The 24,609-nt window shown below is 71.9% G+C and carries 20 protein-coding genes; 12 read left to right on the top strand and 8 right to left on the bottom strand.

All coding sequences use genetic code 11. From position 1 onward, the window contains the following. The coding region (locus tag ABZW17_RS18740) for a GMC family oxidoreductase (protein ID WP_354815090.1) at positions 1–1,524 on the bottom strand (1,524 nt) is incomplete at its 3' end. A gap of 138 nt (positions 1,525–1,662) precedes the next feature. Here ABZW17_RS18740 and ABZW17_RS18735 point away from each other — a divergent pair. The 6 genes from ABZW17_RS18735 (at position 1,663) to hpaD (ending at position 8,744) form a co-directional block, all read left to right on the top strand. Then, positions 1,663–3,099 carry an aldehyde dehydrogenase family protein gene (locus tag ABZW17_RS18735; RefSeq protein WP_354815087.1) on the top strand — a complete coding sequence of 479 codons (1,437 nt, stop codon included), beginning with the start codon at positions 1,663–1,665 and terminating at the stop codon, positions 3,097–3,099. Between the two features lie 72 nt (positions 3,100–3,171). After that, a complete protein-coding gene (locus ABZW17_RS18730) occupies positions 3,172–4,590 on the top strand; it encodes a fumarylacetoacetate hydrolase family protein (protein ID WP_354815084.1) in 1,419 nt (472 codons plus the stop codon). Continuing rightward, the gene (locus tag ABZW17_RS18725; protein WP_354815081.1) at positions 4,572–5,240 is read left to right on the top strand and encodes a GntR family transcriptional regulator; all 669 of its coding nucleotides are present in this window, start codon (positions 4,572–4,574) and stop codon (positions 5,238–5,240) included. Before ABZW17_RS18730 ends, ABZW17_RS18725 begins: the two co-directional genes overlap by 19 nt. Before the next feature lie 17 nt (positions 5,241–5,257). Next, on the top strand, positions 5,258–6,205 hold the full coding sequence (gene dapA / locus ABZW17_RS18720; RefSeq protein WP_354815078.1) for a 4-hydroxy-tetrahydrodipicolinate synthase: 948 nt from the start codon (positions 5,258–5,260) through the stop codon (positions 6,203–6,205). Next, on the top strand, positions 6,202–7,707 hold the full coding sequence (hpaE, locus tag ABZW17_RS18715; protein ID WP_354815075.1) for a 5-carboxymethyl-2-hydroxymuconate semialdehyde dehydrogenase: 1,506 nt from the start codon (positions 6,202–6,204) through the stop codon (positions 7,705–7,707). The genes dapA and hpaE overlap by 4 nt, the downstream gene beginning before the upstream one ends. Next, positions 7,704–8,744, top strand: a complete 1,041-nt coding sequence (hpaD, locus tag ABZW17_RS18710) for a 3,4-dihydroxyphenylacetate 2,3-dioxygenase (protein WP_354815072.1) — start codon at positions 7,704–7,706, stop codon at positions 8,742–8,744. Before hpaE ends, hpaD begins: the two co-directional genes overlap by 4 nt. Here the strand turns inward: hpaD and ABZW17_RS18705 are convergent. Both ABZW17_RS18705 and ABZW17_RS18700 read right to left on the bottom strand, forming a co-directional pair. Further along, positions 8,727–10,616 carry a prolyl oligopeptidase family serine peptidase gene (locus ABZW17_RS18705; protein ID WP_354815069.1) on the bottom strand — a complete coding sequence of 630 codons (1,890 nt, stop codon included), beginning with the start codon at positions 10,614–10,616 and terminating at the stop codon, positions 8,727–8,729. The genes hpaD and ABZW17_RS18705 overlap by 18 nt on opposite strands. 14 nt (positions 10,617–10,630) lie before the next feature. Beyond that, positions 10,631–11,062, bottom strand: coding sequence for a DUF6292 family protein (locus ABZW17_RS18700; protein ID WP_354815066.1), 432 nt, complete (start codon positions 11,060–11,062; stop codon positions 10,631–10,633). A gap of 271 nt (positions 11,063–11,333) precedes the next feature. Here ABZW17_RS18700 and ABZW17_RS18695 point away from each other — a divergent pair, with 271 nt between their 5' ends. From ABZW17_RS18695 to ABZW17_RS18675, 5 genes are all read left to right on the top strand, one after another. Beyond that, positions 11,334–12,716 (top strand): FAD-binding oxidoreductase, encoded by a 1,383-nt coding sequence (locus ABZW17_RS18695; protein WP_354815063.1) that lies wholly within the window; start codon positions 11,334–11,336, stop codon positions 12,714–12,716. 11 nt (positions 12,717–12,727) lie between these two features. Continuing rightward, complete coding sequence (locus ABZW17_RS18690; RefSeq protein ID WP_354815060.1) at positions 12,728–13,993, top strand: class I SAM-dependent methyltransferase; 1,266 nt, start codon at positions 12,728–12,730, stop codon at positions 13,991–13,993. A gap of 100 nt (positions 13,994–14,093) precedes the next feature. Beyond that, positions 14,094–14,297, top strand: coding sequence for a cold-shock protein (locus ABZW17_RS18685; RefSeq protein ID WP_004558414.1), 204 nt, complete (start codon positions 14,094–14,096; stop codon positions 14,295–14,297). A gap of 286 nt (positions 14,298–14,583) precedes the next feature. After that, the gene (locus ABZW17_RS18680) at positions 14,584–15,516 is read left to right on the top strand and encodes an acyl-CoA desaturase (RefSeq protein WP_354815057.1); all 933 of its coding nucleotides are present in this window, start codon (positions 14,584–14,586) and stop codon (positions 15,514–15,516) included. A 56-nt stretch (positions 15,517–15,572) separates the two neighbouring features. Further along, positions 15,573–16,115, top strand: a complete 543-nt coding sequence (locus tag ABZW17_RS18675; RefSeq protein ID WP_354815054.1) for a polysaccharide deacetylase family protein — start codon at positions 15,573–15,575, stop codon at positions 16,113–16,115. Here ABZW17_RS18675 and ABZW17_RS18670 read toward each other — a convergent pair. Then, positions 16,105–17,088: an endo-1,4-beta-xylanase gene (locus tag ABZW17_RS18670; protein ID WP_354815051.1), complete on the bottom strand. Its 984-nt coding sequence runs from the start codon at positions 17,086–17,088 to the stop codon at positions 16,105–16,107. The two genes, ABZW17_RS18675 and ABZW17_RS18670, sit on opposite strands and share 11 nt — an antisense overlap. 113 nt (positions 17,089–17,201) lie before the next feature. Here ABZW17_RS18670 and ABZW17_RS18665 point away from each other — a divergent pair, with 113 nt between their 5' ends. Then, positions 17,202–18,272 carry a LacI family DNA-binding transcriptional regulator gene (locus tag ABZW17_RS18665; protein ID WP_354815048.1) on the top strand — a complete coding sequence of 357 codons (1,071 nt, stop codon included), beginning with the start codon at positions 17,202–17,204 and terminating at the stop codon, positions 18,270–18,272. Positions 18,273–18,451: 179 nt separating this feature from the next. Here ABZW17_RS18665 and ABZW17_RS18660 read toward each other — a convergent pair whose 3' ends face one another. Genes ABZW17_RS18660 through ABZW17_RS18645 form a run of 4 tightly spaced genes read right to left on the bottom strand, consistent with a single transcriptional unit; the run spans position 18,452 to position 24,599 of the window. After that, complete coding sequence (locus ABZW17_RS18660; RefSeq protein ID WP_354815045.1) at positions 18,452–21,493, bottom strand: glycosyl hydrolase 115 family protein; 3,042 nt, start codon at positions 21,491–21,493, stop codon at positions 18,452–18,454. Positions 21,494–21,508: 15 nt separating this feature from the next. Next, positions 21,509–22,333, bottom strand: a complete 825-nt coding sequence (locus tag ABZW17_RS18655; protein WP_354815042.1) for a carbohydrate ABC transporter permease — start codon at positions 22,331–22,333, stop codon at positions 21,509–21,511. After that, positions 22,333–23,304, bottom strand: a complete 972-nt coding sequence (locus ABZW17_RS18650; protein ID WP_354815039.1) for a sugar ABC transporter permease — start codon at positions 23,302–23,304, stop codon at positions 22,333–22,335. The genes ABZW17_RS18655 and ABZW17_RS18650 overlap by 1 nt, the downstream gene beginning before the upstream one ends. Then, entirely contained in the window at positions 23,301–24,599 is a 1,299-nt protein-coding gene (locus ABZW17_RS18645) for an extracellular solute-binding protein (RefSeq protein ID WP_354815036.1), read from the bottom strand. Before ABZW17_RS18645 ends, ABZW17_RS18650 begins: the two co-directional genes overlap by 4 nt. Positions 24,600–24,609: the final 10 nt, after the last annotated feature.

The following is a 24,609-nucleotide window of genomic DNA, read 5'->3' as shown; positions in this document are numbered from 1 at the left end:
TTCGCCGTAGGACACCTGGCCGCCGAACAGGGTGACGCGCCGGCGGATGCCCGCCAGCCCGCGGTGCGCGTGCTCGCCCCCGGCCGGGCGGTTCGATGCGCCGAGGAGGAAGCGGGCGGCCTGCTCACCGACCAGCACGGCCGGGGCGTTGGTGTTGCCCGTCGTCACGCGGGGCAGCACCGACGCGTCGGCGACGACCAAGCCCGCCAGGCCGTGCACCGCCAGCCGCGGGTCCACGACCGCGTCCGGGCCGGTGCCCATCCGGCAGGTGCCGACCTGGTGGTGGTAGGTGATCGCGGTCCGGCGGACGTAGTCGCGGAGGTCGTCCGCCGAGCCCGGGTACCGCGGCCGGGCGCCCCACTCCCCCGCCAGCGCCGGGGCCGCACCGACCGCGAGACACTGCTCGACCGAAGCGACCAGGCTCTCGAAGTCGGCGGGTTCGGCGAGCGCGGCGAGGTCGATCAGCGGCGAGCCGTCCGGGGCCAGCCGCAGGCTGCCCCGGCTCTCCGGCGTCACCATGCCCGCCATCAGCGAAAACCCGGTCGGCGGCCCGGACATCCACGGCTCGTACATCGGCACGCTGAAGCAGATCGGCTGCGTGTCCGGCACCGCGAGCCCGGCCCGGCTGCGCCACCACCAGTGGACCTGCGTCACCGGCCGGCCCGGCGCGGGCGAAACCTCTCGCGTGGTCGTGAAGATGACCGGCGAGAGCAGGTGGTCGTGCAGGTTGCGCCCCACGCCCGGCAGGTCCGCGACGACGTCGAGACCGAGGGCACGCAGCTCGTCCGCCGGGCCGACGCCGCTGCGGAGCAGGATCGCCGGCGAGGCCAGCGCGCCCGCGGCGAGCACCACCAGATCCGCGGCGAGCTCCTGCCGCACCCCGTCGAGGACGACCTCCACCCCGGTCACGCGGGAGCCGGAAAACCGCAGCCGCTGCACCAGCGCTCCCGTGTGGACGGTCATCCGCGCGGCCACCGGTGCGCCGTAGGCGTGCCAGGTGGTGAAGCGCCGGCCACCGCGCAGGGTGACCTGCTCGACGGACACGCCGTCCAGGGTTCCGCTGTTGCAGTCCGGGTTCACCGGCAGCCCGACCGAGACGCAGGCGTCCACTATGGACTGCTGGATCGGGTGCAGCGGCTCGTTCGGGACGACCTCGAGGAGGTCCTTCTCGATCCGCGCGAACACCGGCTCGACGTCGGCCCAGCTCCAGCCGGGCAGGCCCCAGCCGTCGTAGTCGGCCGGGGCGCCGCGGACCCAGATCATCGCGTTGAGCGCGTGCGAGCCGCCGAGCACGCGCCCGCGCGGCAGGTGCAGCCGTCGGCCGGCCGCGTGCTCCTGCGGGACCGTGGACAGGTCCCAGTCTTCGGGGCCGTACCACAGCTCCCCGGCCCGCGCGGGGTCGTGGATCGCCGGGTTGACGTCCTCGCCCCCGGCCTCCAGCAGCGTCACCGCCGCGCCCGCGTCCACCAGCCGCCGCGCCACCACCGAACCGGCCGAGCCGGCGCCCACCACGATCACGTCCATGCCGGTCAGCCTGGCGCGCGGCCCGGGACGCCCGCGAGATCCCTTCGCCGTCGGTCAACGGGCGTGCGGGAGCGGACAAGACCCGCGGCGCCCCGCCGCCCGATACTCGGCTCACCCCAGGCCGAGGAGGACACCGGGATGGCGACACGCCTCTGCATCGACGGACAGTGGACCGAAGCCGGCGGCGGCGCGCTCCCGACCCGCGACCCGGCCACCGGCCGGATCATCGAAGAGGTCGGCACGGCTTCGCGGGCCGACGTCGACGCCGCCGTCGCGGCCGCGCGGCGAGCGCTTTCCGCACCGGCGTGGGCCGGGCTGCCGCCGGTCCGGCGCGCGGCCCTGCTGTTCCGGCTGGCCGACCTGGTCGAGCAGCACCACGAGGAGCTGGCCCGGCTGGAAACCCGGGACCAGGGCCAGCCGATCGGGGTGTCCCGGCAGGTGAGCGTGACCGGCGCGGCCGAGCACTTCCGCTACTTCGCGGGCTGGGTCACCAAGCTGCAGGGCACCACGAACCCGGTGTCCTTCCCGGACACGCTGCACTACACCCGCCGCGAGCCGGTCGGGGTGAACGCGCTGATCACGCCGTGGAACTTCCCGCTGATGATCCTCGCCTGGAAGCTGGCGCCGGCCCTGGCCACCGGCAACACCGTGGTGATCAAGCCCAGCGAGGTCACGCCGCTGACCAGCATCCGGCTGGTCGAGCTGGTGCACGAGGCCGGGATCCCAGCGGGCGTGGTCAACCTCGTCACCGGCGACGGCGCGGTCGGGGCCCTGCTGACCGAGCACCCGGACGTCGACCACGTCTCCTACACGGGTTCGACCGCGGTCGGGAAGCTGATCACGGCCGCGAGCGCGGCGTCCAACCTCAAGCGGCTCACCCTCGAACTCGGCGGGAAGGCCCCGAGCATCATCGCGGCCGACGCCGACATCGACGCGGCCGTCGCGGGCAACCTCGCCGGGGCGACGCTCAACACCGGCCAGGTCTGCGCCGCGTACACGCGCTTCTACGTCGACCGCAAGCGGGAGCAGGAGTTCGTCGACAAGCTGGCGCGCGGCCTCGAAGGACTCCGGCTCGGGCCCGGCGCCGAGGAGACCACCCAGCTGGGCCCGCTCGTGTCGGCCAAGCACCGCGACCACGTCGACCTCCTGGTCGGCAGCGGCCGCGACCAGGGCGCCGACCTGGTCACCGGCGGCCGCCCGGTGGACGGCGACGGCTACTTCTACACCCCGACGCTGTTCGCCGGGGTCCGCGACGACATGGCGATCATGCGCGAGGAGATCTTCGGCCCGGTGCTGGCCGTGACGGCCTACGACGACGGGGACGAGCCACTGGCCCGCGCCAACGACACCGAATACGGCCTGGCCGCCACGGTGTGGACCCGGGACATCCGGACCGCGCAGCGCTACGCGGACGGCATCCGGGCCGGCGCGGTGTTCGTCAACATGCCCCCGATCCCGGACATGGCGGCGCCGTGGGGCGGCTACAAGGCGTCCGGCTGGGGCCGCGAGATGGGGCCGTGGGCGCTCGACGCCTACACCGAAACCAAATCCGTGTGGCTGCACTACGGCGGGTGAAAGGGGTTTCCCCACGCCGTCGATCGTATATCATTTGAAATATCTTCCCGTACCGGCAGGCAGGAACCCCGGATGACCAGCATCGCGCGGCCCGGCAAGATCATCGCGCTGCACCTGAACTACCGCTCCCGCGCGGCCCAGCGCGGCCGGGTGCCGGCGCAGCCGTCGTACTTCCTCAAGCCGCCGACGTCCGCCGCGGCGAGCGGCACCGCCCTCGAACGGCCCGCGGGCACCGAACTGCTGGGCTTCGAAGGCGAGATCGCGCTGGTCATCGGCCGCACCGCCCGCCGGGTGACGCCCGAAGAAGGCTGGTCGTACGTCGAAGGCGTCACCGCGGCCAACGACTTCGGCGTCTACGACCTCCGCTACGCCGACAAGGGCAGCAACCTGCGCTCCAAGGGCGGCGACGGCTTCACCCCGCTCGGCCCGGCGGTCCTGCCCGCGGCGGACGTCGACCCGGCGGCGCTGCGGCTGCGGACCTGGCTCAACGGCGAACTCGTCCAGGAGGACACCACCGGTGACCTGCTGTTCGATTTCGGCCGGCTGGTCGCCGACCTCTCGCAGCTGATCACCCTCGAACCCGGCGACGTCGTGCTGACCGGCACGCCCGCGGGCGCGTCGGTCGCCGTCCCCGGCGACGTCGTCGAGGTGGAGGTCGACGGCGGCGGCCACACCACCGGCCGGCTCGTCACGCCCATCACCGAGGGGACTGTCCCCTTCGGACCGTACGGTGCCCTCCCCCGCGCCGACGAGAAGCAGCGCGCGGACGCGTACGGGACCGCCGAGCCGGGGTTCGAGCTGACCCCGCACCTGCGCGCGAAGCTCGAATCCGTCGGCACCGCCACGCTCTCGGCCCAGCTGCGCAAGCGCGGGTACAACGCCGTGTCGATCGACGGGCTGACCTCGACCCGGCCGGGCGCCCGGCTGACTGGCCGGGCGCGGACCCTGCGGTACCTGCCCTACCGCGAGGACCTATTCAAGGCCCATGGCGGCGGCTACAACGCGCAGAAACGCGCGATCGACAGCCTCGGCCCCGGTGACGTCCTCGTCATGGAGGCCCGCGGCGAGCGCGGCACCGGCACCGTCGGCGACATCCTCGCGCTGCGGGCGCAGGTGCGCGGCGCGGCCGGGATCGTCACCGACGGCGGGGTCCGCGACCTGGCCGCGGTGTCCGCTCTGGACATCCCGGCCTACCACGCCGGGCCGCACCCGGCGGTGCTCGGCCGCCGGCACGTGCCGTGGGACGTCGACGTGGCGATCGCCTGCGGTGGCGCGGCCGTCTGCCCCGGCGACGTGATCGTCGGCGACGGCGACGGTGTCCTGGTCATCCCTCCGGATCTGGTCGAAGAGGTCGTCGACGCGGCCGTCGAGCAGGAACTGCAGGAGACGTTCATCGCCGAGCAGGTCGCCGCGGGTGAGCGCGTCGAAGGGCTCTACCCGATGGACGAGCACTGGCGCGGGAGGTACGCCGCATGGCGCGCGAAACGGTGAACGGCGCCGCGATGAGCAAGTCGCGCATCGCCTACCAGTGGATCAAGGCGCGGATCGCCGACGGCACCTTCTCCCCCGGCTACCGGCTCGTCCTCGGCCAGCTCGCCCAGGAGCTCGGCGTCAGCGTGGTGCCGATCCGCGAGGCGATCCGGCTGCTGGAGGCCGAGGGCCTGGTGACCTTCGAGCGCAACGTCGGCGCGCAGGTCGCGATGGTCGACGAGAGCGAGTACCAGCACACGATGCAGACCCTCGCCCTGGTCGAGGGCTACGCCGCCGCGCTCGCCGCGCCCCTCCTCCCGCCGGGGTCGCTCGCCCGGGCCCGGACGCTGAACACCGAGCTGGCCGCCTGCCTCGGCCACTTCGAACCGGCCCGGTTCACCGGGCTCAACCGCGACTTCCACGCCGTGCTGTTCGAAGCCTGCCCCAACCCGCAGGTCCTGGACCTGGTCCGGCGCGGCTGGGACCGGCTCAGCGGCCTGCGCACCTCGACGTTCAGCTTCGTGCCCGGCCGCGCCCGCGAGTCGGTCGCCGAGCACGAAACCATCCTCGACCTGCTCGAACGCGGCGCCCCCGGCGCGGACGTCGAACAGGCCGTCCGCGCCCACCGGCTGGCCACCCTGGACGCCTACCTCGCCTACCGCCGCCACTGACGCAGGAAGGGAAACCCATGCGATTCCGCTCCGACCCCCGGGCCATCCGCGGGTCGATCGCGCCGCTGATGACGCCGTTCACCGCCGAGGGCGCCGTCGACCACGACGGCCTGAAGAACCTCGTGCGCTGGCAGCTCGCCTCGGGCACGCACGGCATTTCGATCGGCGGGTCCACCGGCGAGCCCGGCTCCCAGACCGTGGCCGAGCGCGCCGAGGCGATCCGGACGGTGGCCGCGGAGGTCGGCGACCGCGTCCCGTTCGTGCCGGGCACGGGCTCGGCGAAGCTCGACGAGACCCTGGAGCTCACGGCGCTGGCGCAGGACGCCGGGATCGACGCCGCGCTCGTCATCACGCCGTACTACGCGCGCCCGACCCAGGACGCCCTGTTCGTCTGGTACCGCACGGTCTGCCGCGAGTTCCCGGACCTGCCGATCGTCGCCTACAACGTGCCGAGCCGGACCGCGGTCGACCTCGCGCCCGAGACCGTCGCACGGCTGTACCGCTCGTGCGAAAACTTCGTCGGGATCAAAGAGACGACGAAGGACTTCGAGCACTTCTCGCGCGTGCTGCACCTCTGCGGCCGCGAACTCGTGGTGTGGTCCGGGATCGAGCTGCTCTGCCTGCCGCTGCTGGCCCTCGGCGGCGCCGGATTCGTCAGCGCGACGGCCAACATCGCCCCCGCCGCGTGCGCCGAGATGTACACCGCCTGGCAGGCCGGCGACCACGAACGGGCGCGGGAAATCCACTACGGCCTGCACCCGCTGGTCGACCTGCTGTTCGTCGAGACCAACCCGGCGCCCGGGAAGTGGGTGCTCGAACAGCGCGGGCTGATCGCGTCCGGGCACGTGCGGCCGCCGCTGATCACGCCGACCGAGTCCGGCATCGCCCGGATCAAGGACTTCATGGCCGAAGGTTCGCAGTACCTCAGCCCGGTCGAGGGCTTCACCGTGGAAGGAAAGCAATGAGCCACTACGTCCCGGAAGGACTCCCGGGCGAGCTGAAGCACTACATCGGCGGTGAACTGGTCGACAGCGTGTCCGGCAAGACGTTCGACGTCCTCGATCCGGTGTCGAACACGCCCTACGTCACCGCGGCCGCGGGCCAGGCCGAGGACGTCGACCGGGCCGTCGCCGCGGCTCGCAAGGCGTTCACCGACGGGCCGTGGCCGCGGATGCTGCCGCGGGCGCGGGCGCGCGTGCTGAACAGGATCGCCGACGCCGTCGAAGCGCAGGACCGGCGGCTCGCCGAATTGGAGACGTTCGACACCGGCCTGCCGATCACCCAGGCCCTCGGGCAGGCGCAGCGCGCGGCGGAGAACTTCCGGTTCTTCGCCGACCTCGTCGTCGCCCAGGCCGACGACACCTACCAGGTGCCCGGGCGGCAGGTGAACTACGTGCACCGCAAGCCGGTCGGCGTGGCCGGGCTGATCACGCCGTGGAACACGCCGTTCATGCTGGAGAGCTGGAAGCTCGCGCCGGCCCTGGCCGCGGGCTGCACGGTGGTGCTCAAGCCGGCCGAGTTCACCCCGCTCTCGGCGAGCCTGTGGGCCGGGATCTTCGCCGGCGCCGGGCTGCCCGAGGGCGTGTTCAACCTGGTCAACGGCTTCGGTGAGGAAGCGGGCGACGCGCTGGTCAAGCACCGGGGAGTCCCGCTGATCTCCTTCACCGGCGAAACCACCACCGGGCAGACCATCTACCGCAACTGCGCGGCGCACCTCAAGGGTATGTCGATGGAACTGGGCGGCAAGTCCCCGGCGATCGTCTTCGCCGACGCCGACCTCGACGCGGCGCTGGACTCCACGCTGTTCGGCGTGTTCTCGCTCAACGGCGAACGCTGCACCGCGGGCAGCCGGATCCTCGTCGAACGCCCGGTCTACGACGAGTTCTGCGAACGGTACGCCGCGCGCGCGGCGAACATCGTCGTCGGGGATCCGCACGACCCGGCCACCGAGGTCGGCGCGCTGGTGCACCCCGAGCACTACGACAAGGTGATGAGCTACGTCGAGCTGGGCAAGACCGAGGGCCGGCTGCTGGCCGGCGGCGGCCGTCCGTCCGGTTTGGACAGCGGGAACTACGTGGCGCCGACGGTGTTCGCCGACGTCCCCTCGACCGCGCGGATCTTCCAGGAGGAGATCTTCGGCCCGGTCGTCGCGCTGACCCCGTTCGACACCGAAGCCGAGGCCCTCGCGCTGGCGAACGACGTCAAGTACGGGCTGGCCGCATACCTGTGGACGGCCGACCTGACGCGGGCGCACACCTTCGCGCAGTCGGTCGAAGCCGGGATGGTCTGGCTGAACTCGCACAACGTCCGCGACCTGCGGACGCCGTTCGGCGGGGTCAAGGCCTCCGGCCTCGGCCACGAAGGCGGCTACCGCTCGCTCGACTTCTACACCCACCAGCAGGCCGTCCACGTCTCGCTCGGGCCGGTGCACACGGCCCGGTTCGGCGCCGGGAAGGAAATCGCATGACCACCACCCCGCCGGACGTCATCCGCTGCGCGTACGCCGAACTCGTCGTCACGGACCTGGCCGCGTCGCGGGCGTTCTACGTCGACGTGCTCGGGCTCGTCGTCACCCACGAGGACGCCTCCGCGCTGTATCTGCGAGCGTTCGAGGAGTACCTGCACCACTCGCTGGTACTGCGGAAGGGCCCGGAACCCGCGCTGGGCGTGCTGGCCTACCGGGTGCGGACGCCGGCCGACCTCGACCTGGCCGAGGCGTACTACCGGGAACTGGGCTGCCCGGTCTCCCGCCGGCCCGCCGGTGCCACCCGCGGGATCGGCGAGGCGGTGCGGGTGCTCGACCCGCTGGGTTTCCCGGTCGAGTTCTTCCACGAGGCCGAGCACGTCGAGCGGTTCACCCAGCGCTACGACGTCCACGGCGCCGGTGCGCTGTCGCGGCTGGACCACTTCAACCTGGACACCCCGGACGTCCCGGCGGCCCGGAAGTACTACGAGGGCCTGGGTTTCCGCGTCTCGGAGGACATCCAGGACGACGAAGGCACGGTGTACGCGGCCTGGATGTTCCGCAAGCCGACGGTCCACGACGTGGCCCTGACCGGCGGCGACGGGCCGCGGTTGCACCACATCGCGTTCGCTTCGCACGAGCGGCACCAGATCCTGCACATCTGCGACCACCTCGGCGCGCTGCGCAGGTCCGGGATGATCGAGCGCGGGCCGGGCCGCCACGGCGTGTCGAACGCGTTCTACCTGTACGTCCGCGACCCGGACGGGCACCGCATCGAGATCTACACGCACGACTACTACACCGGCGACCCCGACAACCCGGTGATCACCTGGGACGTCCACGACAACCAGCGCCGCGACTGGTGGGGCAACCCGGTGGTGCCGAGCTGGTACACCGACGCGTCGGTGGTGCTGGACCTCGACGGCGCCGTGCAGCCGGTCGTCGCGCGGGCCGAGCCGCGCGAAGCCGACGTCACCGTGGGCGCCGACGGGTTCTCGTTCACCGGCGGGGCGGAGTACAAGCTAGGCGAGCAGGTGTGAGAACCACCCGCGGGTGCGGTGCAGGAAGTCGATCTGGTGGCCGCGCTCGCGGAGCGAGTGGCCCTCCCGCGGGTAGACGACGAACTCGTGCGGCCGGTCGCCGAGGGCGTGGTGCAGGAGCTCGGCCTGCGAGAGCGGGACGTTGGTGTCGGCCTCGCCGTGCACGATGAGGACCGGCGTCGCGATCCGGCCGGCGTGGGTGATCGGGCTGTTTTCGCGGCTGCCGAGGCCGAGCTCGAACCGGCTGTGCTCACCGGTCGCGGCGAGCAGGGGCCAGTCGATCACCCCGGCGTGGACGAGGGCCGCCCGGAAGCGGTCGGTTTGCGTGACGGCCCAGGCGGCCACGAACCCGCCGTGGCTCCCGCCGCCGATCCCGAGCCGGTCTTCGTCGGCGACGCCGGCTTCCACCAGCAGATCGATGCCGGTGAGCAGGTCGGTGAACTCGGCGCCGCCGACGTCCCCGGCGACGCTCGCGGCGAAGGCGTGGCCGTGCCCGAGGCCGCCGCGCGGGTTCGGGAGGAAGACGGCGAACCCGGCCGCGGCCAGCCACTGGCCGCAGCGGAACCAGCCGAGCTGGAACCGGTCGGCGAAGCGGTCGTACGGGCCGCCGTGGACCAGGGTGACGAGCGGGAAGGGCCCGTCGGCGCGGGTCCGGCCGGGCGGGAGGACCAGCAGGCCGTCGAGCTCCACGCCGTCGCCGGCCCGGTAGGAGAGCCGTTCCTGGGTGCCCCACCGGATCCCGCGCGGCGGCGGTGCGCCGAGGCGGGTGAGCGGGCCGGCCGGTGGTCCACAGTGGACGGCATCGGGTTCGGTGGCGGTGCTGCCCACGACGGCGACCAGCCCGCCGCCCGCGTCGAGGCCCTGGAGGCTGCCGGTCGCGCGGGTGAGCTCGGTGAAGGTGCCGGCGTCGAGGCGCCGGATCGTGGTGTCGAGCCCTTCGGCGAACAGGGCCAGCAGCGAGCCGTCGCCGGCCCGGGCGAGTTCGGTCGGGCAGTCGGGGCGCCCGGCGGTGAGGTTCCGGTGGCCGGCGGCGTCGAAGATCGCGTCGCCGGCGATCAGGCCGGGCGGGGTGTAGCCGAGGTAGGCCAGGCGCCAGCCGGTGCCGTCGCGCCACCAGGTGAGCGAATCGGCGTCCAGCGCGGGCGCGCCGAGTTCCTGCCGGACCCCGGTGGCGGGGTCGACGAGGTGCAGGCGCGCGTCGAAGAGCCCGGGTTCCCGATCGGCGACGGACCAGGTGAGCACGGCGAGGGTGTGGCCGTCCGGCCGGACGGCGGCTTCGACGACGTGCCGCTCGCCGAAGTCGGCGAGGGGGCGGATCGAGCAGGTTCGGAGGTCGAGGCGCCAGAGACGGCCGGGCCGGGCCGCGGTGTCCCAAACGGCCCCGGCGGTCGGGGTGGGCCAGCCGGGCTCAGCGGCCTGGGGACCCCGCCGCACCACGCGGACCCGCGGGTCGGCCACCCCGTCGTCCTCCGCCGGGGCGATGACCACCACCTCGTCGCTGTCCGGCAGCAGCACATAGGCCTGGACCCCCGCCCGCCACTGCGTCAGCCGCTCCGGATCGCCGCCCGTCCGGCGCACCCGGTACAGCTGCGCCGTCCCGCGTTCGGCTCGATCGGACAGGAAGTAGACCCACGCCGAATCAGCCGACCAGCGCGGGTCCCGATCCTCCGCCGGGCCCGGAGCCGCCTCCCGGGGCAGCTCGCCGCCGTCGGCCGGGGCGAGCCACAAGGCACTCGCCGGATGAGGCCCCTCGCGGCCCACCGGCGCGCTGACGAAGACCACCCACCGGCCGTCCGGTGACACCCGCGAAGTTCCGGGCACCTGCTGGTCGACCACGAACTCCGCCGTCAGTTCCCCCACCGGTTCCCCCACCCGCCCCAGTCTGCCTAGCCGCGGCCGGCCGGCGCCACCTCCGGGACCAGCTTCAGCAGATCTTCGTGGTCGCCCGCCTCGCGCAGGACCGGGGCCTCCGGCGTGCCCGCGTCCGGGTCGTCCGCGCGGACCGCCGCCAGGAAGCGGACCACCGCCCGGGGTTCCGGGAGGACTTCGCCGCCCAGGTAGGCGAGGATCGTCGCCGTGCCGTCTTCGATCGCCGCCGCCCAGCCGTGGACCTCGTCCCACACCAGGGCCAGGTCGTGGCCGGGGAACCGGGCCAGGCGCCAGTCCAGCGCGATGTAGGCGGCCGCGGGGGTGCCCGGGTCGAACGTGCAGGACTCCAGTCCCACCCCCACCGCCCGGGCCACCGCGCCCAGGTAGCCGCGCAACCGCCGCTCGAACGAGAACTCCGTGTCGCGCCCGAAGTCGATCAGAATGCTCAACGCCGCCTCGCTTTCCCCGTTCCGCCGCGGGATCCTCCGCGGTCGCCCGATCGGGTACCCCCGTGTTCCGCCGCTCAATCCCGGCGAACCGGGCACCGGATGTCGTCCATCCGGCGACATCCAGATTGTCATCGTTGCGACGACATGGTAGGAGCGGGGCGCCCGGAGGGCAAGGTGGCACCTGAACCGTTCCCACCACCCGGGACAGGCCGGAAAATCCTGCCCTGGTGGCACAGTGCGCCCGTCGTCGGCGTGAGGCAGGATCGAGCTCGTGACCATCGATCAGGCCGGGGTGCCGGAAGCCCCGCCGTTCCCCGCGCACGAAGCCCGCGTCGACGCTCTGAGACGGCAGCTCACCGCGATCGCCGGTGAAGCGACCGTCCGGCTCGCGAAGCGGACCTCCAACCTGTTCCGCTCCCGGGCCGCCGCGAAGCACCCCGGGCTGGACGTCTCCGGCTTCACCCACGTGCTGCGCGTCGACCCCGCGACCCGCACCGCCGACGTCGAAGGGATGGTCACCTACGAACAGCTCGTCGACGCCACCCTCCCGCACGGCCTGATGCCGCTGGTCGTGCCGCAGCTGAAGACCATCACCCTCGGCGGCGCGGTCACCGGCCTCGGCATCGAGTCCTCGTCGTTCCGCAACGGCATGCCGCACGAGTCGGTGCTCGAGCTCGAAGTGCTCACCGGGGACGGCCGGATCGTCGTCGCCACGGCGGACAACGAGCACCGCGACCTGTTCCACGGCTTCCCCAACTCCTACGGCACCCTCGGCTACGCGCTGCGGCTGAAGATCCTGCTGGAGCCGGTCAAGCCGTTCGTCGAGCTCCGGCACGTCCGGTTCCACGACCGGGACACCTACTTCGGCGCCCTGCGCGAAGCGTGCGAAAGCGGCGAACACGACTTCGTCGACGGCACGGTCTTCGGCCCGGACGAGCTCTACCTCACGCTGGCGAAGTTCACCGACACCGCGCCCGCGACGAGCGACTACACCTGGCTGGACATCTACTACCGCAGCATCCGGCGACGTGAGGTCGACCACCTCACCGTCCGCGACTACCTGTGGCGCTGGGACACGGACTGGTTCTGGTGCTCGCGCGCGTTCGGCGTCCAGCACCGGCTGCCCCGGCTGCTGCTGGGCCGCCGGCTGCTGCGGTCGTCGGTCTACTGGAAGGCCGTCGCGCTCGACCGCCGGTTCCGGATCGCGCAGCGGCTGCTGAAACTCCGGCGGCTGCCGCCGGAGGAGACGATCGTGCAGGACGTCGAGGTCCCGCTCGCCCGCGCCGCGGAGTTCCTCGAGTTCTTCGAACGGGAGATCCCGATCAGCCCGGTCTGGATCTGCCCGCTGCGGCAACGGCCCGGCGGCGTCCGCTGGCCGCTGTACGAGCTGGACCCCGAAGAGCTGTACGTCAACTTCGGGTTCTGGTCGGCCGTGCCGCTGGACCCCGGCGAGCGCGACGGCGTGCACAACCGGCTGGTCGAGGCCGAGGTCACCCGGCTCGGCGGCCACAAATCGCTCTACTCGGACAGCTTCTACACCGAGGACGAGTTCTGGCGGCTCTACAACGGCGACGCCTACCGCGCGCTCAAGCAGGCCTACGACCCGGGCGAGCGGCTGCTCGGCCTCTACGAGAAGTGCGTCCGCCGCCGGTGAAAGGAACGAACGTGACCCAGGACAGCACCACGGTCGGCGAAGTCTTCGAGCGGCTCCTCGGACCCCGCGCCACCGTGTCGATCACCGCCTACGACGGCAGCAGCAGCGGCCCGGCGGACGCCCCGGTGGCCATCCGGGTGCGCTCCCCGCTGGCGCTGGACTACCTGATGTCCTCCCCCGGCGACCTCGGCCTCGCCCGCGCGTACGTCGCCGGCGCGCTCGACGTCGAAGGCGACCTCTACACGGCGCTGCACGCGCTCTCGGCCCAGGTCGACCAGCTCACCCCGGCCGACCGGCTGTGGCTGCTGCGCAAGCTCGGCCCGCGCCACCTGCGCCCGGTCAAGCCGCCGGCCGAGGAGCACCCGAGCCGGTTCCGGCGCGGGATGACCGCGCTGCGGCACTCGAAGGAGCGCGACAGCGAAGCCATCGCCAGCCACTACGACGTGTCCAACCGGTTCTACGAGCTGGTCCTCGGCCCGTCCATGGCCTACACCTGCGCGGTGTTCCCGACCGAGGACGCGACGCTGGAGGAGGCGCAGGCCAACAAGTTCGACCTGGTCTGCCGCAAGCTCGGCCTCCAGCCGGGGATGCGGCTGCTCGACGTCGGCTGCGGCTGGGGCGGGATGGTCGCGCACGCCGTCCGGCACTACGGCGTCGAGGCGCTCGGGGTCACCCTTTCGCGTGAACAGGCGCAGTGGGCGCAGAAGAACATCGTCGCGCTGGGCCTGGCCGACCGGGCCGAGATCCGCCACCTCGACTACCGGGACGTCACCGAGACGGGGTTCGACGCGATCTCCTCGATCGGGCTCACCGAGCACATCGGCGCGCGCAACGTCCCCGGCTACTTCCGCTTCCTCGCCCGGAAGCTCAAGCCGCACGGGCGGATGCTGAACCACTGCATCACCAACCCCGACTCCAGCGTCGCCCACCGGTCGCGCGGGTTCATCGACCGGTACGTCTTCCCGGACGGCGAGCTCGAGTCCCCCGGCGAGCTGATGACGGCCATGCACGACGCCGGGCTGGAGGTGCGGCACTCGGAGAACCTGCGCGAGCACTACGCCAAGACGCTGGCCGGGTGGTGCGCCAACCTCGACGAACACTGGGACGAGGCCGTCGCCGAGGCCGGCGCCGGGCGCAGCCGGGTGTGGGCGCTCTACCTGGCGGCCTGCCGGCTGGCCTTCGAACGCCGCGAGATCGAACTGCACCACATCCTGGGCGTCCGGACCGACAGCGAGGGCGGGATGGGCATGCCGCTGCGACCCGATTGGGGAGTTTGACCACCGGGGGTGGCCTCAGCGGACCGGCAATGGAAGGATGGTCGTGAGACCGGGTGTCCGAACGGGGCGTCCAGGCTCACTACAAAGAGTAGGTATTGGTATGGCTCAGGGCAGTGTCAAGTGGTTCAACGGCGAAAAGGGCTTCGGCTTCATCGCGCAGGACGGCGGGGGTCCGGACGTGTTCGTCCACTACTCCGAGATCCAGGGCAGCGGCTTCAAGTCGCTCGACGAGGGTCAGCGCGTGGAGTTCGAAATCGGCCAGGGCCAGAAGGGCCCGCAGGCCCAGCGCGTGAGCGTCATCTGAGCCACGAGGCACCCTAAGGCCCTCGCCCCCACCCGGGGCGGGGGCCTTACTCGTTCCGGCCACACTGCGGATTCACAACGGTCCGGTAACGTGGAGCGGGTCGAGGGACCCTCGGACGTCGGCGGCCCGCCGGTTTCCCTCTCGGCCGTGGCCGTCGAGGCAGATCACCGGCAGGAGCGGTGACGCGCCCGGGCCGCCCGCAGACCACTGACCGCCGGGTGTTCCCGCTCCCCGGTGTCCCGCGCGGCCCCGTCCGGCGCGGCGCAGACCTCGAAACGAGTAGTGCATGACCGCCTCCGTGAAGGCTTCCCGACCCACCCCGAAACCCGTGCTCGACGGCAGGCAGACCGTCGGCGAGCTGATCACCATCCGCACCTTCCTGCTCGTCCCGTTCCTCGCGCTCGCCGCGGCCGTCCCGGTGTTCTGGGGCTGGGGCGTCAGCTGGCTCGACCTCACCCTCGGCGGCGCGTTCTTCGTGGTGTCGACGCTCGGCATCACCGTCGGCTACCACCGCTACTTCACCCACGGCTCGTTCCGGGCCAAGCGGGCCCTGCGGATCGCGCTGGCCATCGCCGGCGGCCTCGCCGCGCAGGGCCCGGTGCTCGTCTGGGTCGCCGACCACCGCCGCCACCACGCCTTTTCCGACCGCGAAGGCGACCCGCACTCGCCGTGGCTGTTCGGGACGTCGCCGGTGGCGCTGGCCCGCGGGTTCTGGCACGCCCACATGGGCTGGCTGTTCGGCCGCGACAAGACCAACGTCGACCGGTTCGCCCCGGACCTGGCCGCCGACCGCGACCTGCGCGTCGTCGACCGGCTCTTCCCGCTGTGGGTGGTGCTGAGCCTGCTGCTGCCGACGCTGCTCGGCGGGCTGCTCACGCTGTCGTGGTGGGGCGCGCTGACCGCGTTCCTGTGGGCGGGCCTGGCGCGGATCTCCTTCCAGCACCACGTGACGTGGTCGGTGAACTCGATCTGCCACATGATCGGCGAGCGCCCGTTCAGCAGCCGCGACCGGTCGGCGAACTTCTGGCCGCTGGCCATCCTGTCGATGGGCGAGTCCTGGCACAACACCCACCACGCGGACCCGACGTCGGCCCGCCACGGCGTGCTGCGCGGCCAGCTCGACGTCTCGGCCCGGGTGATCTGGGCGTTCGAGAAGCTGGGCTGGGCCTGGAACGTGCGCTGGCCGACCGCGAAGCGGCTGGCCGCGCTGGCCCGCTGAGCGAAAGCCGCCCGAAAGTCCTTGCCCGCCGTCGCCGGGCCGCGTGATCTTGAGGGATGGACACGGTCGCGCTGACGTTCGACGACGGCCCCTACCCGGAGACGACCCCGGCCCTGCTGGCCGCGCTCGGCGGCACGCGGGCGACGTTCTTCCTCTGGGGCGAGCACGCCGCGGCCCACCCGGACCTGGTCCGCGCGATCGCCGCGGCGGGGCACGCGATCGGCAACCACACGTGGACGCACCCACAGCTGACCACGCTGTCCGCGGCCGCGCGCGACCAGGAGGTCCGGCGCACGCAGGACCTGCTGACCCGGCTCACCGGGATCCGGCCCGACCTGTTCCGGCCGCCCTACGGCGACACGGATCCCTCGGTCGGGCCGATGCTGGCCGGCCACGGGCTCACCGAGGTGCTGTGGAGCGTCGACACCCGCGACTGGGCCGGCTGCACCGCGGACGAGATCGTGGCCGCGGCCGGCGAGGTGGAGCCGGGCGGAGTCGTGCTGATGCACGAAGGCCGCCCGGCCACCCTCGATGCGGTCCCCCGCATCCTCGCCGCGCTCGCCGGGCGCGGGCTGCGCCCCGGCCCGGTCAGGGGTTGAGGGCGAAGTACGCCGGCTTCGGGCGCAGGTTTTCGTCGAACAGGCAGGCCGCACCTTCGCCCGGGAAGACGTCCGGGACCCACGAGTGCCGGTCCGTGAAGCCCCAGGTCGTGAACTCGACGCACTTGCGGACCGCCTGGCAGCCGTCCCACAGCTGCCCGAAGTAGCTCGCCTGGGTGGCGAGCTTGGCCGCGTCGGGCGGGGTCGGGATCCGGACGTCCGCCTCGGTGACCGCGGTCTCCACGCCGATCTTGGCGAAGCGGGCCAGGTTCTCGCGGTACTGGCCCGGGAAGCCGTACTGGATCGACAGGTGCCCCTGGACGCCGACGCCGTCGATCGGCACGCCCTGCCGCCGCAGGGTCTTCACCAGATCGTAGACCGCGTCGCTCTTGGGGTTGATCCCTTCGATGTTGTAGTCGTTGAGGTAGAGCTTCGCGTGCGGGTCGGCCGCGTGCGCCCAGCGGAAGACGTCGGCGACGAAGCCGTCGCCGAGCTTCTGCCGGAAGACCGTGTCACGCCGGGTGCCGTCTTCGTTGAAGATCTCGTTGACGACGTCCCAGGCGCGGATCTTCCCCTTGTACCGCTTGACCTCGGTGGTGATGTGGTCGCGCAGCACCCGGCGCAGATCGTCGGCGGGCAGGGCGGCGACCCAGTCGGGGAGCTGGGAGTGCCAGACCAGCGTGTGCCCGCGGACGGTCTTGTGGTGCGTCCGCGCGTACTCGACGATCGCGTCGGCGCCGGACCAGTCGTACTGCCCGCGCACGGCTTCGATCGTGCCCCACTTCATCTCGTTCTCGGGCGTCACGTTGTCGAATTCCCGGGTGAGCACCGCCCGGTAATCGGTTTCCGACGCCAGGTACGCCGCCGCCACCGCGCTCCCGACGTAACGGTTCGTGATGTATTGCAGCGGTACCGACGCCGATGCCGCAGGCGCCTGCCACACCGCAATACCCAGCGTGGCCGCAACCGCCATCAGGACAGTTTTCTTAGGAATTCTTCGCGACATCTTCATCCTCCGCGTGACAATGGAGCTCCGAAAGTTTCCAACCGTTTCAAATCGGGTTTCGATGACCTAGAATCTCCTTCATGACAACGAAGTCCGACGATCTCGAGCCGACTGCGTCCCGGGTGACCATCGCCCGGATCGCCGCCGAGACCGGTGTTTCCGTGCCGACTGTTTCGAAAGTGCTGAACGGCCGACCCGACGTCGCCGAAACGACCCGTGCCCGCGTCGAAGCGGTCATCGGGAAATACGGTTACCGGCGCCGGGCCGACGAACGCTCCCGTCGTTCCCGGCTGCTGGAACTCATGTTCCACGAACTCGAAAGCACCTGGGCGCTGGAAATCATCCGCGGCGTCGAGTGCGTCGCCCGCGAAAACGGAATGGCGGTGGTGCTGGCCGAATCTTCGGGTCGGCACACGCCGGGGCAGAGCTGGCTGGAGAGCGTGCTCGCCCGGCGGCCGGTCGGCATCGTCTCGGTCTGCTCCGACTTCACCGGCGGGCAGCTGGCGAAGCTCCGCGCGCGGGACATCCCGCTGGTCGTCGTCGACCCGGCGGGCGCGCCCGGGCCGGAGACGCCCTCGATCGGGGCGACGAACTGGCAGGGCGGGCTGACGGCCACCCGGCACCTCGTGGAGCTGGGGCACCGCCGGATCGCGATGATCGGCGGACCGGAGGGGGTGCTGTGCAGCCGCGCCCGGATCGACGGCTACCGCACGGCGCTGGAGACGGCCGGCCTGGCGTTCGACCCGGCCCTGGTCCGCCGCGGCGACTTCCACGTCCGGTCGGGTTACCGCGAGCTGGCGTCACTGCTCACCCTCCCCGACCGGCCGACGGCGGTGTTCGCTGGCAGCGACCTGCAGGCGCTCGGCGTGTACGAGGCCGCGCGCGACGCGGGGCTGCGCATCCCGGACGACCTTTCGGTGGTGGGTTTCGACGACCTGCCGATCGCCCGCTGGCTGACCCCGGAGCTGACGACGGTCCGCCAGCCGCTGCAGGAGATGGCGGCGGCGGGCGCCCGGCTGGCGATTTCGCTGGCCCGCGGGGTGGATCCGGAGAGCCACCGCCTGGAGCTGGCGACGAGCCTGGTGGTCCGCCACAGCACGGCGACCCCGGCCCACCAGGGCTACCACGTCCTCTCGGGCGGCCGGCGGTAGCGCGGATCGAGGCCGATCCACGGCCGGCGGGCGCGGCGCCGGCGGTCGATCGGCGGCTTCCGCGCCCCGGAACTGTCGGTGCCCACCGGTAGAGTGGAAAACGGGGGGCGCCCCCGGCGGGTGGGTGTTCCGCGGCCTTCCCCGCCGGAGTAGACCCGGGCCGCACCGCTTCGCCCCGGTCACCACGGGCACCGGACGCTCTCCGGCGGTCCCAGGTAGCTCGCCCGCAGGCCACCCGTGTCGACCACCAGCTTCTGCACGATCACCGCCGGGTCCACCATCCAGAACTTCAGCACGTGCGCCCCCGCCGCCGGAACCACGTGCCGGGTCGACGTCAGGTTCACGTTGTCCGACGTCGTCCGCTCCCACGGGCGGTTCATCGAGGTGTCGTCCGCCCCCGTCGCCGTCGTGGTGTTCACGACCTGCGGCGCCGCGTCGTCGAACGCGACCGCGTACCGCAACCCGTCGCCCTGCAGCACGTTGCTGCGCGGGGACAGGTACGCCCACACCGTCACCGGGCCCGTCGTGAACAGCGTCATCCGGTACTCCAGCCGCGGCCCCGACCCCGGCGGGCGGCTCGCCGCCGTCACCGGGAACGGTGTCATCCCCGCGCCGGTGCGCCCGATGTCCGGGATGCGCCGCCACGCCACGTCGGCCGCGCCGACGTTCGCGCTGCAGTGCTCCGCCTCGATCGACACGTACCCGCCCGCTTCGACGAACCCGCGGACCGGGCCCGCCGGGTTGCGCACGACCGCGTCCACCGTGACCGAACCGCCCGCACCCGACACCGTGATCGGCACGGTCGTGGTGCCCTTCGGCGCGCGGGCCCAGTCGATCCGCACGGTCATGCGCAGCTCCTCCTCCACGCGGCCACCCCGCGGCTCGAGCCGCACCCACGGCGCACCGGCGACGGAAACCTGGCAGCGGAACGGCGTCCGGCCGCGGTTGAACACGTCGATGTACTGCGGTGGCGCGCTCTGGTACGGGCTGAACTCCGGCAGCGCCGGCCGGCCCGCGGCGCCGGGCCAGGCGTCCGCGGAGCCGTCGACGGCGACCCCCATGGCCGCCGCCGTGGGCAGGTCGAGGCGTTTGACCGCCGGGAAGATGACGTCCGGCAGGGCCACGTTGTTCAGCTCCGGCTGCTGCCAGGGCGCGTTCGGGCCGTAGCGGGCGATGTCGCCGTAGTCGATGTGCGGCTGGGTCTGGAACCCCTTCCACTTGCCGCCCGCGATGCCGGTGTTGTACTTCTCCGCCAGGGCGAGGTCGTCGGCGAAACGAGCCTCGGTGACGGCCGCCAAGCCGTTGGCCGAGGCCCGGCCCTGGGCCGCGTACAGCAGGTTCGTGAACTCGGCGCGCCGCAGCGCGTACAGGTTGGCCGTCGCCTCGACCTCGTAGCCCACCAGCTCGTAGAAGGCGTCACGGTACCCGGCGGGCAGCCGCGCGCCGATCTTCGCCGCCCGCGCCGCGAGGTCGTGCCACTCCTGCGTGACCCGGTCCAGCTCGCCGTAGTTGACCAGGCTGAACGGCGTCATCTGGTCGTCGTAGGCGATGGTGCCGTCCGCCTGCAGCGTGATCCGCCGGTTGAGCAGCTCCGGCTTGCGGCGCGACTGCAGCCGGCCGTAGTCGTGCAGCACCCCGGCGATGTCCGCGGCCAGCGCCGCGCCGAAGTTCTCCGAGGCGAACGAACGCTCCCATGTGGACAGCCGCTCCACCGGCAGCGCCGAGGGGTCCCAGGCGTAGTCGAGGAAGAACTGCAGCGGCAGCTCGTTGCCCTTCATGTCGCCGACGTTCGCCACCCACAGCCGGTCGTTGCCGTAGGCGGCCGCCTGGTGCAGCTGCTCCCAGGTGTTCGCCAGCAGCGCGGTGTCGACCCACTTGTAGTTGCGGCCGCCGCCGACGTAGTCGAAGTGGTAGTACAGCCCGTACCCGCCGGGGTGCGGCGGCAGGGACAGGTCGGGCATCTTGCGGATGTTGCCCCAGTTGTCGTCGGTGAACACGACGATGACGTCGTCCGGCGGGCGCAGGCCCTTCGCCCAGTACCGCTGGACCTCCTTGTACAGGGTCCAGACCTGCGGCACGGTCGTGAGGTCGCGGCCGGTTTCGCGGGCGAGGATTTCGCGTTCGGTGGCGATGATCTCGCCCATCAGCTCGATGCCGTCGCCGTCGGGCAGGCCGACGTCGCCGTTGCCCCGCATGCCGAGGGTGACGACGCCTTCGAAGTCCTCGCGGACCATCCGGCGGATCCCGTCGGCCCAGTACGCCTTGATCGCTTCGCCGTTGCGGCGGAAGCTCCACTCCCCCGTGCCGCCGTACGGGTCGTGCCCGGGCGTGGTGATGGTGCCGGCCGCGTCGCGGACCGCGGGGACGGCGTGCCGGTTCCACTCCTCGATGCCGCGCATCATCGGTGCCTCGTGCGAGGTGCCCATGACGATGCCGTACTCCTTGGCCGTGGCGTGGTTGAGCGGGTCGTCCTCGGCGAACGCGCGGCCCCACACGGCCGGCCACAGGTAGTTGGCCCGCAGCCGCAGCATGGTCTCGAAGACCTTCGCGAAGAACAGGTGGTTGAAGCCGTTGGGGAAGCCGGGCGCCTGGCCCGGCCCGAAGAAGGCCGGAGCCCAGGTGCCGAGCGCAGGGTTCTCGTCGTTGATGAAGAACCCGCGGTACTTCACGTGCGGCGTGCCGAGGCTGAACCGCTCGCGCGGCAGGTGCAGTTCCGCCTGCCGCCGCGGCGGCACGTCCGCCCACCAGTACCAGGGCGAGACGCCGATGCGCCGCGACACCTCGTAGACGCCGTAGATCACCCCGCGCTGGTCACTGCCGGTGAGCACCAGCCGTCCGTCGACGACCTGGCTCAGCGACGTCTCCCACTTCCCGGCGATCCCGGTGACGTCGAGCTTCCCGGCCGCGACCAGCCCGTCGACCAGCGGGCTGTGCCCGAGCGTGCCGACCACGATCACCGGCCCCTCGCGGGGGACGACGTCGGCCGACACCACGGGCCGCACGCCCGTGACGCGTTCGACGTCGTCGGCCAGGTCCCCGGCGACCCGACGAACACCGGGGAAGTCGCCGGAGCCGACCACGATCGTCGCGGCCTTCCCCTGCGACACCATCGGAAAGCCGGTTCCGGCCTCGGCGAGACCGAGGCCCGGCAGAGCCACGGAACCCGCCCCGGCCAAGGCGAGCAACTGGAGGAAGGAACGACGGTGGACCTCGGACGGCACGGCAGACCTCCTGAGTCAGCCCTTCACGGATCCGGTCAGCCCGCCGACGATGCGCCGTTCGGCGAGCACGAAGAAACCGAGCGCGGGGATCGCCGACAACGCGGTGAACGCCAGCACCCGGGCGGTGTCCTGGGAGAAAGCGGACTGGAACATCGCGACGCCGAGCGGGAGCGTGAAGTGCCCGGAGTCGTTGAACACCAGCAGCGGCAGCAGGTAGGTGTTCCAGCTGGTGACGAAGGCGAGCACGGCGACCGTGGTCAGCGCCGGGGTCGACAGCGGCAACAGGATGCGCCAGAAGAACCCGAGCCGCGTGGCGCCGTCGAGCACGGCCGCGTCCTCGATCTCGCCGGGGATCGCGTGCATGAACGGGCGCAGGACCACGATGGTCACCGGCAGCGAGAACGCCGCTTCCGGGATCGCCACGCCCCAGAAGCTCTCGAGCAGGCCCAGCTGGCGCAGCCACAGGTACAGCGGCAGCGTCGCCACGCCGATCGGGAACAGCAGGCCGAGCGTGAACAGCGTGTAGAACGCCTCGCGGCCCTTGAACTGGTAGCGCGAAAGCGCGTACCCCGCCATCGAGCCGAGCCCGACCGCGAGCGCGGTCGCGATCACCGCGATCAGGGCGCTGTTGCCGAGGAAGGTCCAGAACGCGCTCGAACCGAGGACCGAGGCGTAGTTGTCGAACACCCACGGCCCCGGCAGCCCGGCCGGGTCGTTGTTGATCTGCGCGTTGGTGCGGAACCCGCCGAGCGCCACGAACAGCAGCGGCACGACGGTCACGCCGACCACCACGAGCGCCGCGAGGTAGCCCATCGACAGGCCGAACTTGCCGGACCGCATCAGCCCACCATCCTCGTCAGGGCACCCTGGGTGTCGCGGCGGAGCGCGAACCGCTGGTACAGCAGGGCGAACACGAAGCAGATGACGAACAGGATCACCGCGACCGCGGAGCCGAACCCGAACTCGTAGCGCTTGAAGCCGTGGTCGATCAGGTAGGTCGCCATCGTCGTCGAGGCGTTCGCCGGGCCCCCCTGCGTCATGATCCACACGACGTCGAACAGCTGGAGCGAGCCGATCACCGAAAGGAAGATCCAGATCCGGATGGTCGGCCCGAGCAGCGGCAGCACGACGTGCCGGGTGGTCTGCCACGCCGAAGCGCCGTCGAGCGCCGCGGCTTCGCGCAGCTCGGCCGGCACCCCCTGCAGGCCGGCGAGCAGCAGGATGATGCCGAACCCGACGTACTTCCAGGTGATCACCGCGAACAGCGTGTAGAGCACGATGCCCGGGTCGGCCAGCCAGTTGTGGACCAGCCCGCCGAGCCCGGCGCTCTTCAGCACCTGGTCGGCGAAACCGCTCGGCTGCAGCATGAGCGACCAGACGACCGCGGTGATCGCCTCGGACAGCACGTACGGGGCGAACACCAGGGCACGCAGTACCGCGCGTCCCCGCAGCTTCCGGTTGAGCAGCAGCGCCAGCCCGATCGACAGCGGCAGCTGCACCACGATCGACAGCCCGGCGATGATCAGGTTGTGGACGATGGCGCTCTGGAACACCGTGCCGCCGAGGGCGTCCGCGTAGTTGTCGAACCCGACGAAGTCGTCGAGCGGGCCGAACCCGTTCCAGTTGAAGACGCTGTAGAACGCCGCGATCCCGATCGGGACCAGGACGAACCCGATGAACAGCAGCAGGGCGGGCCCGAGCAGCAGCACCAGCTCGAGGCGCCGGCGCACGCCGGGCCGGTGCTTCCGGGCGGTGACCGCCGGTGCGGACGCCCGCTGGGGCGTCCGCACCGGAGTCGTCGCCGTGGTCACTTGTTGCCCGCCGCGGCCTGGTTGACGGCGGCCACGATGCCTTCGGGGGTGCCCTGGCCGGCGAACATGTTGGCCACCGCGTCGTTCAGCGCGGCCCCGACCGCGGTCGGGAACGCCCGGTCGAAGTACATCTGCAGGTACGGCGCCTTCGTGCCGTAGTCGTAGACCTGCCGCAGCGTGTCGGTCTTCAGCGACTTCGCGGCGACGGTGTTGACGGGCAGGCCGGCCCCCTGCGCGGCGAGCTGCGTCTGCACCGGCTCGCTGCCCAGGTACTGCAGGAAGTCCGCGCACGCCTTGGCCGCGCGGGTCGTGCAGGCGAAGCCGTCACCGCCGCCGAGCACGGCCGCCGGGTCGCCCTGGCCGCCGGCGACGGACGGGAACGGGAACCAGCCGACCTTGGAGTCCAGCTGCTTGTCGTCGGTCAGCGACGACATCGTGCCGGGCTCCCAGTCGCCCTGCAGCTCCATCGCCGCCTTGCCGTTGGCGACCAGGCCGGCCGAGCTGCCCGCGCCCTGCTGGGCCGGCGTGCCGGCGAACCCGGTCTGGAACGGCTGTGTGGCCAGGAAGTTCTTCAGGTCCTGCCCGGCCTTCGTCCAGCACGGGTCTTCGAGCTTGACCGCCTTGACCGACTGCTTGAGCACGTCGACCGAGCACTCGCGGACGGCGAAGTAGTTGAAGTAGAAGGCATCCGGCCAGCGGTCCTTGCCGCCGACGGAGATCGGCGCGATGTTCTTCGCCTTCAGCTGGCCGACGGCGGCGTTCAGCTCGTCCATGGTCTTCGGCGGCGTGGTGATCCCGGCCTGCTGGAAGAGGTCCTTGCGGTACCAGAAGCCGACGAAGTGCTGCTCGAACGGCACGCCGTACTGCTTGCCGTCGACCTGCCAGTTCTGGCCGAACTTGCCGGTGGTCGGCTCGATCCACGCCTTCGTCGCGTCGGTGATGTCGGCGACCTTGCCCGAGGTGATCTGCGAGGCCAGGTCGCCGGCGCCCCAGGACTGGTAGATGTCCGGCGGCGTCGCCGACTGCAGGGCGAGCGGGACCTTGGTGTTGAAGTCCTCGTTCTGCAGCGGCTGCGCCTTGATCGTGACGTCGGGGTGGGCCTGGTGGTAGTCGGTGACGACCTTCTCCCAGATCGACTTGATCGGGTCGGTGGTGCCGTTGTGCCACCAGGTCAGGGTGACCGGCCCGCTCGGCTGCGCGGGCGTGTCGCTGGTTCCGCCGCTGCACGCCGAGAGCGCGAGCGGGACGACGGCCGCCAGGGCGGCGAGAACGGGGATCCGGTGTTTCAGAGACATCGTGGGTCCA

The sequence above is a fragment of the Amycolatopsis sp. NPDC004625 genome, assembly GCF_040609695.1.
Lineage (GTDB): Bacteria > Actinomycetota > Actinomycetes > Mycobacteriales > Pseudonocardiaceae > Amycolatopsis.
The sequence above is the reverse complement of the archived record's forward strand: the minus strand, read 5'-3'. Positions and strand labels throughout refer to the sequence as shown.